This is a genomic window from uncultured Ruegeria sp. (assembly GCF_947497005.1).
In the GTDB taxonomy this organism is placed as follows: Bacteria; Pseudomonadota; Alphaproteobacteria; order Rhodobacterales; family Rhodobacteraceae; genus Ruegeria.
The window spans coordinates 1-10,166 of sequence record NZ_CANMFF010000042.1 but is presented as its reverse complement, the minus strand read 5'-3'; the positions used below and the strand labels follow the sequence as shown (position 1 = coordinate 10,166).

The window sequence follows — 10,166 nt, the reverse complement described above, 5'->3', positions numbered from 1 at the left end:
CCAACGACGACGAATATGAAGACCAGACCCGCAGACTCTCGTTATGAATGAGGGAGCCTCGGGGGGCAGGTCACATTTAAAACGTATAACTCCTGTAGCTACTACAGGATCAAGAGGGGGCATTTCACGTGATTGCGATAGGTGAGGCTTCCCGGCAAAGCGATGTCGGCATAGAAACCATCCGCTACTACGAACGCGAAGGTATCGTACCAAGACCCGCGCGAGCTCTGAACAATCGTCGCCTCTATTCAGCAAGCGATGTGGGAAGACTTCGATTTTTGAAGAAGTGCCGCGACCTGGGGTTTCCTCTATCTGACGCAAAGGCGCTTTTGGAGCTGTCAGAAGGAAGTGCCGAAGACTGCCGGTCAGTGAAAGAACTGGCCGAGGCACACATTGCCAGCGTTCGAAGCAAGATTAGTGAGCTCAGACGCCTGGAGCACGCCTTGAGTGAGCTTACGGCCAATTGTGATACCGGAAACGTTCACTGCCCGATGCTGCAAAGACTTAGAACGAAGGATGATATCTGACTCTGGCCACTGGACGGATGCGCAGGATCTGAGATGTAGCCAGATCACGTCAGACCAAGGTCTGTGGTGCGATAACAGATTGTAGTTCATAGTCGATTTCACGATGAGAGCGAAAGTAACTGACCAGACGATTGGCAATTGGTCGTTGTCGCGAGTCTTTCTTGCGGCCAGCATCGTCGTGATGGGCACTGCGACCGCAATCGTCGGGGTCTGGGTGTCAAATCGAATTCAGAACGCAGTTGTGCAGAACTCCGCCAATTCCGCGGCGCTATATATGGAAAGCGTAGTATCCCCACTCAGCCAGGAATTGGCACATGGCAACCGCCTTTCTGAGCAGGCGAGCCTGGCGCTGGACGAGATTTTCATGACCCAGCCAATGCGTGACCGCATTGTCTCCTACAAATTCTGGAAGCAAGGCGGTGTGATTGCACATGCCTCGGATACAGACATCATTGGAAACCGTTTCAATCCAACGGATGACTTAAGGCGGGCGTGGAACGGCGATATCTCCGGCTCTTTCGAAGAGCTTGATCATGCCGAGAGCGCCGCCGAGGCGGCATTGGGGATACCATTACTTGAAGTTTACAGCCCCATCCGCGAACTCTGGTCCGGCGAAATCATCGCAGTTGCGGAGTTCTACGAAAGAGCTGATCAGCTGGAGTTAGACTTAGCCAAGGCCAGGCGAACAAGTTGGTTGGTCGTCGGTTCCGCATTTCTAGCAAGTGCGATTGTTCTGTTTTCCATCGTCGCAATTGGTGACAATACAATTCGACGACAGGGGACTCTTCTTAACCTGCGCTTGACAGAAAGTGAAAGGATGGCTGAGCAGAATGCGCTGCTGCGGTCGCGTGTGGTCGAGGCATCAGAAAGATATGCCATGCAAACAGATCGGTTCCTCAAGAAACTCGGTGCCGAACTGCATGATGGTCCTGCGCAATATTTGTCGCTCGCCGCCCTTAGACTGGAGGCGGCGTTTTCCAAAGAGTCCGAAAGGCCCAAAGAGGCAGAGGAAATTCAGCAGTCTTTGCAAAAATCTCTGGCTGAAATTCGTGCAATATCGCGAGGGCTGTCCGCGCCGGATATCGACAGCCTGTCACTCGTCGATGTCGTGAAGAGAGCCGTAGAGGATCACGCCGAACACAGTCCGTTGCGACCGGATATTTCATTCCTGGGTTGCCAGGTCCCAGAGTTGTCATTGTCCGACAAGCTGTGCGTTTTTCGGTTCCTTCAGGAGACGCTTTCCAATGCCGCGAGATATGCTCCAGCTTCGAAGTGCACTGTTATCTCTGAAGCGCAGAATGACCGAATAGTTGTAAAGGTCAAAGACGACGGACCTGGATTTGACAGGTCAGAAGAAACCGCATTGCGAGACGATGGTGGCCAGGGGCTTATGGGCTTGCGAGATCGGGTCGAGAGCATTGGCGGCAAATTCGAAGTTTTGTCGAGCCTTGGCGAAGGCACCACCATTGCTATGACACTGTTTTCCAGAAAGAAGAGTGCATCATGACAACATCTGTCATTATAGCGGATGATCATCCAATTTTCAGAGATGGATTGCAACGCACGTTGGATGAAGCTGATGGTTTTGAAGTTTTAGCTGCTGGGTCCAGCGCTGAAGAGGCAGTATCGCTGGTCGGCACGCATCAGCCGGACATAGCCATTCTTGACCTTTCGATGCCCGGCGGCGGGATAAGCGCGACACGTAAAATTGCGGCAATGGAAAGTCCGCCCATCATTGCAATCTTGACGGTCTCAGAAAACAGCAGCGATGTCGCGGACGCCTTGGAGGCGGGCGCGATTGGTTACATTGTGAAAGGAGTGACCGCGAGCGAACTAACCGCTTCCTTACGCAGCATCGCCGCAGGTGAAGGGTTCGTATCTCCGAGCTTGGCCTCGCGGGTATTGCTTCAAATCAACGCTGACACCGGCATGTCAATTAACAGCAGCATTCTCGATGACCTTACGCATCGTGAGGAAGAAATACTTAGACATGTGGCCAAAGGACTGAGTAATCGTGAAATCGCTGACGAGTTAGACCTTCAGGAAAAGACCGTGAAGCACTACATGACGGCAATCCTGTCCAAGCTTCATGCGCGAAATCGGGTAGAGGCCGCGCTTATTGCACATGATGTTTGGAACAAAGGAGGTTAACCGCGGTCTCTTCTACGACGATGGCGGCCCCTCACAAAAGGAAGCCGCCAACGGATTATCGACTGGAGTTGCTGTTCAGTTAGCAACCGACTGCAACCTCCGGCGATCAGAGGCCGTCGCGTTTCTCTCAACAACAGTCCTGTTGTACGGGTCTTTCAACTCGTAGCGCCCAAACTCGATCTCCTCTTTCCAACCATTGGCATAGTTCACTTCGATATTGTTGCCCTGGCGTTCGATTTTCGTGGGTCGACTTCCAGCAGTGCCGGCTTGCCCAGAAGAGCGCACGTTGTCGATTGAGATACCATTCGCCAAAGACCGAAGCCTTGAAACATCGGCACCGGTCGCGGGGCGTTCCTCAACAGTTCGGTTCTGAGCATTCTTTCTCTCATACCGCCCGTTTTCAATCTCCTCCTTGGTTCCGTCCGAGTAACGCACTTCGATGCCGTTGGCGTTTGTTTCGACCTTTGTTATCCCGGCCGAACCCGACGGTTTGCCCCCTGCTTGAGACTGGTCCTTCTTTCCGCTGCCTCTATTGGAGCGTTTGGAGTCATCATCATCGTCATCGTCGTCATCGTCGCGACCACCTTTACCTGATCCTGAATTGTTGTCACGATCATCATCTCGGTCGTCGTCGCGATCATCGTCCCTATCGTCATCACGATCATCGTCCCGGTCACCACCACGGCCGCTATTACCCGACCCCGAGTTGTCGTCGCGGTCATCATCTCTGTCGTCGTCACGATCATCATCCCGATCATCGTCGCGACCATCCCCGTCTTTCCCCTTGCCGCTCTTGGCAAAGGCATATGACGGTTCAAAATGTAGGCGACCATCGGCATCAAACGCTGGCACATAAGGCGTCGCAGCAATCAACGAAGCCAACGCCGCTGTACTAAGAAGTTGACCCAGCTTTCTTTGAATTTTCATTTTCGCCTCCAATTTTGATCATCACGCTTCGTGACATTGGAGACAGGTTACTTCTGGTTCGGCTTTCCCACATCGGGCTTAGGTCTGACGAATTTCAAGCCGAACGTCTTAGTCAGATCAGTCAAACCGATTGTGTTTTTGCAGAGCTAAATGACAAGTTTAGTGGGAGTTAACCCCGTCACCCTTCAACTCGTCATCGGGTTCGAGGTGAATGACAAAGACTGAACCCGGATACAAACGACCCAATTCTTCCTCGATGTCATTGCATATATCATGCGCTGCGCTGACGGGCATTGCGCCGTCCACAACAAGGTGAAACTCCACGAAGATGACATTTGCGGATCTGCGCCCTTTGAGGTCGTGGTACTCTAATGCTGCGCCGAGATTTGCATCGATTGTACTAGAAACGGTCTGCAAGTCTTGATCCGAAAGGGTCACATCCATCAAGCCATCAACGGAAGCCCGAATAACTTTCCATCCCTCCCACAAAATGTTCAATGCAACAAGAATTGCCAGGATTGGGTCGAGGATTAGCCAGCCGGTGACAAGCGCAAGAATAAGTCCTGCGATGACACCAACTGAAGTCATGACATCTGTAAAAATGTGCCGGGAGCTTGCCTCCAATGCAGGCGAACCCTCGCGCCTGCCGATTTTGAGCAATAGATAGGCCCATGCGCCATTCACGCCCGTTGCAATGACATTGACGGCAATTCCAAGCAGCGGCGCATCCTCAAGATGGGGATTTGGAAGCGCCAGCACAGCTTCTCTGATGATCAGGAACGCCGCCAGCACAATCAGCACGCCCTCGACGACGGCGGAAAGATACTCAGCTTTTTTGTGACCAAAGGGGTGGTTTTCATCAGGAGGTTTGTTGGCAACCCGAACTGCGAAATACGCCAGCAGCGCCGCGACGACATTCACGGTTGATTCCATTGCGTCTGACAACAACGCCACCGAGCCTGTCAGCCACCAAGCCAGCAGTTTTAGGGCCAATACCGCAATGGAAATCGGAATGGACCAAAGAGCAAATTTTTGTGTCATTCGGTCACGACTCTCAGTCAATCGTTACAAAAGATCCTGGGAACAGATAAGCTACAGTGCTTAACACGTAAAACAGGGGTAGGGTAAAATGAATAGGGCCGTAGGGTCGGTCATGCACGGCCGGCTATCGTGAATGGCGCCGGCACCACAGTGTGATACATCTGTTACTCGGATGGACCCGATTGTTACATACGGCTAGCATCAGTGATCACAGAGCACGAAGGGAGACACACATGTCGAAGTTCACCAAACGAAAAACTGCACATGGGGTTGTTGCACTCGTAATCTGCTGTATCGCGACGACCGCACAGGCGCAATCGGCAGGCGAGGAGATGTCGTTCTTCATCACTAGTGTGGGCAAGGGCGACGGTGCCAACTTAGGTGGCCTCGAAGGCGCCGATGCTCATTGCAATGCGCTTGCTTCCGCGACCGGTTCTTCCAAGACTTTTGCGGCCTATCTGAGCACCTCAATGTCCATTGATCGCAGCACCGACCCGATGACAATCACCAATGGCGTTTCTGCACGCGACCGGATCGGATCGGGTCCGTGGTATAATGCCAACGGAGAGCTCATCGCCAACAATATTGAGGACCTGCACAGCGACAACGTGAACGTTAATCTACAGACCGCGCTCGACGAAGATGGTAACCCTGTCAATGGGCGTGGCAGTCAGCCCAACAAACATGACATTCTGACGGGCTCTGATTCCGCAGGTTACTTCTCGACGGCAGGAGGTGATACGACATGCAGCAACTGGACTTCGAACAGTGAAGGCGGGTCTGCAATTGTTGGACACCATGACCGTGTAGGTCTCAATGATGCTCGAAATATGCTGTCCTGGAACTCATCGCACGGCTCGCGCGGTTGCGGAGAGGAACATCTACCACGTTCTGGCGGGGCGGGTCTGTTTTATTGCTTCGCAACTGACTAATCGGGCAGCACTGTTGCGTGTGCCACCCGCATTGCCGCTAGTATTCACCAGGTCAATATTTCGGACTGCATTCTGGAAGCGCTCGTTGTTGCCATCGTAGGCAATGAGCGTTGTTTCAAGCGTCCAGATTGTCCAATCTGGATGCACCGAAAGCTCCGTTCGAAATTCGGAATATGTCCTTGCCTTGAATAGCCGGTTTGACGACTAAAATTGCACCGCAGCGATGCGCGAGCGGCAGCTGCGAACCGATGCTGCGTCAGCAATAGCAGCGGTTGCATAAGGCTGCTTTGTTGCGCGTCTCGATGGTCGATGCGGACGGCAGAGAAAGTGAGGTTCGAATGTCGCGCCTCAGACCGGCTATCAACGACCGCTCTGACGAAAATCGCCGCGCTGCCAAATTCTCGGCGCTGCGGGTGCGAAAGTTTTCTGCGTAAGCACTGGCCGCCTCGGCGAAAGCCCGGATTGTCCGCGCTCCCGACATTCACCCTTCATCAATTCATGCAACCGCAGCGAATGGCGGTTCTGGCGGGCCGCACTGCAGAGGAGTGGATCTTCGGCCAATGACCGGAATGGGTCGCTCACACCTGAGCGAGGTCGGGCAGTCGAAAAGATGCCACGATAGCTCCGGCGTCAACATCGAGCCCAATAGTAACCTATGCTGCGCAGTTTGCGAACGTCAGCTCCCACTTCGTAAACTAGGTAGCGTTTGTGATTGCGGCGGCAAGTCGCCGCCGCAATCGGACGCTCAATCCAAAAGCACGACAGCCTCGACCTCGAACAGCATCGGGTCGATGGCGAGCTTCGGAACGGGGACCAGCGTTTGCGCGGGCAGTGTATCGCCAAACATCCGTTTCACGTTTTCGGTCAGCACGCGCAGCTTCGACATATCATGGTCGACCACGAACACGGTCAGCTTCACGACCTGTTTGGGGAGAGCGCCGAGCGCGTCGAGAACGGCAGCCAGATTGGAGTAGGCCAGTTCAACCTGGTTCCCGAACTCCGGCGAAAGGTTACCGTTTTGATCCTGTCCGCCCTGTCCTGATACAAATGCAAGCCGTCCCGCAGCAGGAGAGACGACTGCTGTGCTATAGCCGTTTGGCGTGGGATCGTGCAGATTTGTTGGATTGACGATGATCGGCAGTGCACCATTGGATGTATTCTGATCTCGGGACGTCATGTTCATTCTCCTTGCTGAGGGGTCCAGGATCGACTTAGAACCCTACGGTGACAAAGTTTGTCACCGAAAATGCTAAGGTCAAAAAATGAACATCCGCCTCCGACATGATGCCATCGTGCGCACCCTTCGCCGTAACGGAACCGCAACGGTCGATGAACTGGCCTGTCAGGTCGGTGCATCCAGACGAACAGTATTGCGCGATATCGGGGCGTTGCGCGACCAGGGCTTTGTCATCCATTCCGAATGTGGGCGCGGTGGCGGCGTGCAGCTCGATCCGCAATCGGTGCAGACCACGGCCCGTCTTTCGGTCACCGAGGTGTTTGCGCTACTTGTCAGTGTCGCGGCCATGCGTGCGGCGCGAAGCCTTCCCTTCTCCGGTCTCGCCGACGCGGGGCTTGCCAAGATCGAGAAGGCATTGCCTTCGGACAAGGTGCGGGATCTACGCAGGTTCCTTGACTGTCTGCATGTCGGACAACTTTCACCCAAACAGGACATCTCGGACATGGGCACGATTGACCCCGCGCTTTTGCCTGCCTTCGAGACCGCGTTTCTGCAACGGCAAAACCTGCGTTTCAGTTACCGGGACGCCAAAGGCGCGGAAACGAGTCGAGAAGTCGAACCGCAAGCTATGCTTATCCTGCCGCCGCTCTGGTATCTCGTAGCCTGGGATTCCAGCCGTGAGGATTTCCGGCATTTTCGCATGGATCGGATCAGCCGCCCCGAGATCGTCGAGGGAACATCGTTCCGGAGACGGCATGTTCCGTTCGAGGACGATGTCTGTCCATTCAGAGAATTACCGCGCTGAACACCAGGAATGCGTGACGTCCGGGCAGAAGCGCCCCAGTGTTTTGATCAGTTATCAGCCCAAAAATGGTGGATTAGGCCTCCCCTCAATCCGGTCGTCCATTGACGGGTTTCTTTTGGGAACGTTTCGCACCGCCCTGCTTCTTCGTCATTGCAACACGGATGATGCGCTGAAATCGCGGACAATCCAGATGGTTTTCGGCGGTGCAATTCATGACATGGCGAAGGCCGTCCCGTAAGGCCGTCAGTTCCTTGATCCTCACGTCAATTGCATCGGCCTTTGCTGCCAGAACAGTACGATCCAGATCGGGCCTGCCTTCTGAACCCATCGTCTCTTTGATCTCGCCGAGTGAAAACCCGGCAGTTTGCGCCAGAGAAATGAGGGAAATCCGCGTCTTCACCTCATCCTCATAGAGACGCTTTAGTCCCCTTCGGCCCACCGACTGGATCAGGCCAACCTCTTCATAATAGCGGAGTTTTGATGGTGAAAACCCGCTTTCGCGAGAGAGTTCGGAAATGTCGAGCATGGTCTTGACCTCAAGTGGGCTTGAAGTTGCATGTTGCCCCACCACTGCAAAACATCAACAGATACTAAGGTCGATACCTCCATGACCACAGAAATTCTTTTCAGTGCGGTTCTGATCGGCATAGGCGCGACAACCTTCATGGATATGGTTGCCCTTTCCCAGAAGCTGATCTTCTCTCAGCAATCGCTCAACTACGCGATGGTGGGCCGTTGGCTCGGCCATGTCGCGCAGGGGCGGTTTTTTCATCGGCCCATCATGGCCAGCGACCCTGTTCCGGCGGAGCGTTTGTTGGGCTGGAGCGCACATTATCTGACGGGCATCGTGTTCGCGCTGGGTTTTCTGGCTGTGATCGGTCGGGGCTGGCTTGAAGAGCCCAGCCTGCTGCCTGCGATTGCGTTTGGAATACTTACAGTGCTTGCGCCTTTCCTGATCCTTCAGCCGGGCATGGGAGCGGGGTTGGCGGCACGGTTGATGCCCGACCCAAATACTGCGCGGCTCAAGAGTGTCTGTGCACATCTCAGCTTTGGAATTGGGCTTTGGGTCACGGCAGTCTGCATATCCAGTTTGTTCTGACATTTCGCGAAGAGCGTACCGAAAGCTGTCAGAAGCGCCACGGGGCGCTTCTGACAACCTTGTTGCGCAGGCTGTGAATTCGGCAACCACCAAATTTTGCTACTGCAGCGAATGTCTCCTCTGACGGGCCGCACCGCCGCGACGACACTCGTCGTTCAACGGCAGTTCAGGGCCGCCTAAGAAGGCGACCCCTTGGCACTGGGTCTCAATGGCTTCGGCGATGGTCAAGGCATCTTCGAGTTCGACGCCGAGATACCGGACTGTACTGTCCATCTTGGTGTGACCTAGTAAGAGCTGGACCGCTCTGAGGTTGCCAGTTTTCTTGTAGATTTGGGTGACTTTCGTGCGCCTCATTGAATGCGTTCCATAGGCGCTTGCCTCGATGCCAATCGACGTCACCCAATCCCTCACAATCCACGCATTTTGACGCATCGAGATGTGCAATCTTTCGTGGAATCTGCCAGGCGAGAGGTATTCTGAACCGACCATGAGTTCATCCTCCATCCATTTCTGAACAAAGGCACGGGTGCCCTCGGATATCTTGAAGCGCACAGGTTTCTGCGTCTTACTCTGCAATATTGAAGCGCGTTCCTTGATCTGCCCCGATGACATGACATCGACCACCTTCATCTTCACTAGATCACAGCCGCGAAGTTTGCTGTCGATCGCCATGTTGAAGAGTGCAAGATCGCGGTGGTTGCCGGCAAGCTCGATGCGAACTCGGATTGCCCAGACATGTTTTGGTTTCAGCGGGTGTTTTTGACCCACGATACAGCCTTTGTTCCAGGCTGGGCGAAGTGCGCAAATGGCAGGTAAGTTTGGTGTTTCCATGACTGATCCTCCGATCCGCCATGCCCACCCACAATGACAACCCGACGTTGACGCGGTCCAATATCACGGGATGCTGCGATTGCTCCGAGGTCCCCTCAGAGCCCAAACTGCCAAATGCTGCAATTGACACGAACTGTGGGTAAGGGCGTATTTTGTTGAAAAACTCTGGCTTGATCGACGCATGAACTGCTGATTCAATCCTGCCAACAAGCGGGAGGATCAGCCATGATGGGATCTAGGCAAGAAGCTCAGGTATCACTGTTTTACGAATTCTCACTGGAGGATCATGTCCCTCAAGATCACCTGTTGCGGTCGATTGACCGGTTTGTTGATCTGATCAGCATCCGTTCGCATTTGGCAGATTTCTATAATTACACGGGCCGCCCATCGATTGATCCCGAGTTGTTGATCCGCATGCTCTTGGTAGGCTATTGCTTTGGTATACGATCCGAACGTCGGCTGTGCGAAGAGGGGCATCTGAACCTGGCCTATCGTTGGTTCTGCCGCCTGGATCTGAATGACCGGATCCCTGACCATTCTACCTTTTCCAAGAACCGCCACGGGCGATTCCGGAGGAGCGAGTTGCTGAGCCTCCCCATTTGAACTGTCTTGGTCCAAAGTTGATACATACTTTGTCTCCTCGTCATACCAAACCGCTCGAAGAAAGATCTTATGA

General features: G+C 53.9%; 10 protein-coding genes and 2 pseudogenes. 7 read left to right on the top strand and 5 right to left on the bottom strand.

From position 1 onward, the window contains the following. Nucleotides 1–128 precede the first annotated feature (128 nt). The 3 genes from Q0816_RS25590 (at nucleotide 129) to Q0816_RS25580 (ending at nucleotide 2,678) form a co-directional block, all read left to right on the top strand. Nucleotides 129–527: a MerR family transcriptional regulator gene (locus Q0816_RS25590; RefSeq protein ID WP_298856073.1), complete on the top strand. Its 399-nt coding sequence runs from the start codon at nucleotides 129–131 to the stop codon at nucleotides 525–527. 103 nt (nucleotides 528–630) lie between these two features. Then, nucleotides 631–2,034, top strand: a complete 1,404-nt coding sequence (locus tag Q0816_RS25585) for a sensor histidine kinase (RefSeq protein ID WP_298856071.1) — start codon at nucleotides 631–633, stop codon at nucleotides 2,032–2,034. Next, nucleotides 2,031–2,678, top strand: coding sequence for a response regulator transcription factor (locus tag Q0816_RS25580; protein ID WP_298856068.1), 648 nt, complete (start codon nucleotides 2,031–2,033; stop codon nucleotides 2,676–2,678). Before Q0816_RS25585 ends, Q0816_RS25580 begins: the two co-directional genes overlap by 4 nt. 75 nt (nucleotides 2,679–2,753) lie before the next feature. Here the strand turns inward: Q0816_RS25580 and Q0816_RS25575 are convergent, their stop codons facing one another. Both Q0816_RS25575 and Q0816_RS25570 read right to left on the bottom strand, forming a co-directional pair. Continuing rightward, nucleotides 2,754–3,605: a hypothetical protein gene (locus Q0816_RS25575; RefSeq protein ID WP_298856066.1), complete on the bottom strand. Its 852-nt coding sequence runs from the start codon at nucleotides 3,603–3,605 to the stop codon at nucleotides 2,754–2,756. Nucleotides 3,606–3,764: 159 nt separating this feature from the next. Then, on the bottom strand, nucleotides 3,765–4,646 hold the full coding sequence (locus Q0816_RS25570; RefSeq protein ID WP_298856064.1) for a cation diffusion facilitator family transporter: 882 nt from the start codon (nucleotides 4,644–4,646) through the stop codon (nucleotides 3,765–3,767). Between the two features lie 233 nt (nucleotides 4,647–4,879). Between Q0816_RS25570 and Q0816_RS25565 the strand changes: the two genes are divergently transcribed. Further along, nucleotides 4,880–5,578 carry a hypothetical protein gene (locus Q0816_RS25565; RefSeq protein ID WP_298856062.1) on the top strand — a complete coding sequence of 233 codons (699 nt, stop codon included), beginning with the start codon at nucleotides 4,880–4,882 and terminating at the stop codon, nucleotides 5,576–5,578. A gap of 745 nt (nucleotides 5,579–6,323) precedes the next feature. Here Q0816_RS25565 and Q0816_RS25560 read toward each other — a convergent pair. Beyond that, nucleotides 6,324–6,755, bottom strand: a complete 432-nt coding sequence (locus Q0816_RS25560) for a RidA family protein (RefSeq protein WP_298856060.1) — start codon at nucleotides 6,753–6,755, stop codon at nucleotides 6,324–6,326. A gap of 85 nt (nucleotides 6,756–6,840) precedes the next feature. On the opposite strand from Q0816_RS25560, the gene Q0816_RS25555 reads away from it, so the two are divergent. Beyond that, nucleotides 6,841–7,560 (top strand): YafY family protein, encoded by a 720-nt coding sequence (locus Q0816_RS25555; RefSeq protein ID WP_298856058.1) that lies wholly within the window; start codon nucleotides 6,841–6,843, stop codon nucleotides 7,558–7,560. 85 nt (nucleotides 7,561–7,645) lie between these two features. Here Q0816_RS25555 and Q0816_RS25550 read toward each other — a convergent pair whose 3' ends face one another. Further along, a complete protein-coding gene (locus Q0816_RS25550; protein WP_298856056.1) occupies nucleotides 7,646–8,086 on the bottom strand; it encodes a helix-turn-helix domain-containing protein in 441 nt (146 codons plus the stop codon). Nucleotides 8,087–8,167: 81 nt separating this feature from the next. Between Q0816_RS25550 and Q0816_RS25545 the strand changes: the two genes are divergently transcribed. Then, nucleotides 8,168–8,659 (top strand): DUF2938 domain-containing protein, encoded by a 492-nt coding sequence (locus Q0816_RS25545; protein ID WP_298856054.1) that lies wholly within the window; start codon nucleotides 8,168–8,170, stop codon nucleotides 8,657–8,659. A 204-nt stretch (nucleotides 8,660–8,863) separates the two neighbouring features. Here the strand turns inward: Q0816_RS25545 and Q0816_RS25540 are convergent. After that, a pseudogene (locus Q0816_RS25540) lies at nucleotides 8,864–9,490 on the bottom strand (tyrosine-type recombinase/integrase); the annotation flags it as partial. A 225-nt stretch (nucleotides 9,491–9,715) separates the two neighbouring features. Here Q0816_RS25540 and Q0816_RS25535 point away from each other — a divergent pair. Next, nucleotides 9,716–10,078 (top strand): annotated as a pseudogene (locus Q0816_RS25535) (transposase); the annotation flags it as partial. Between the last annotated feature and the right edge of the window lie 88 nt (nucleotides 10,079–10,166).

What these genes read in the sequence shown, in the direction of transcription:
- Q0816_RS25585 (WP_298856071.1), top strand. Translation starts at nt 631, where the DNA reads ATGAGAGCGAAAGTAACTGACCAGACGATTGGCAATTGGTCGTTGTCG.
- Q0816_RS25580 (WP_298856068.1), top strand. Translation starts at nt 2,031, where the DNA reads ATGACAACATCTGTCATTATAGCGGATGATCATCCAATTTTCAGAGAT.
- Q0816_RS25575 (WP_298856066.1), bottom strand. Translation starts at nt 3,605, where the DNA reads ATGAAAATTCAAAGAAAGCTGGGTCAACTTCTTAGTACAGCGGCGTTG.
- Q0816_RS25570 (WP_298856064.1), bottom strand. Translation starts at nt 4,646, where the DNA reads ATGACACAAAAATTTGCTCTTTGGTCCATTCCGATTTCCATTGCGGTA.
- Q0816_RS25565 (WP_298856062.1), top strand. Translation starts at nt 4,880, where the DNA reads ATGTCGAAGTTCACCAAACGAAAAACTGCACATGGGGTTGTTGCACTC.
- Q0816_RS25560 (WP_298856060.1), bottom strand. Translation starts at nt 6,755, where the DNA reads ATGACGTCCCGAGATCAGAATACATCCAATGGTGCACTGCCGATCATC.
- Q0816_RS25555 (WP_298856058.1), top strand. Translation starts at nt 6,841, where the DNA reads ATGAACATCCGCCTCCGACATGATGCCATCGTGCGCACCCTTCGCCGT.
- Q0816_RS25550 (WP_298856056.1), bottom strand. Translation starts at nt 8,086, where the DNA reads ATGCTCGACATTTCCGAACTCTCTCGCGAAAGCGGGTTTTCACCATCA.
- Q0816_RS25545 (WP_298856054.1), top strand. Translation starts at nt 8,168, where the DNA reads ATGACCACAGAAATTCTTTTCAGTGCGGTTCTGATCGGCATAGGCGCG.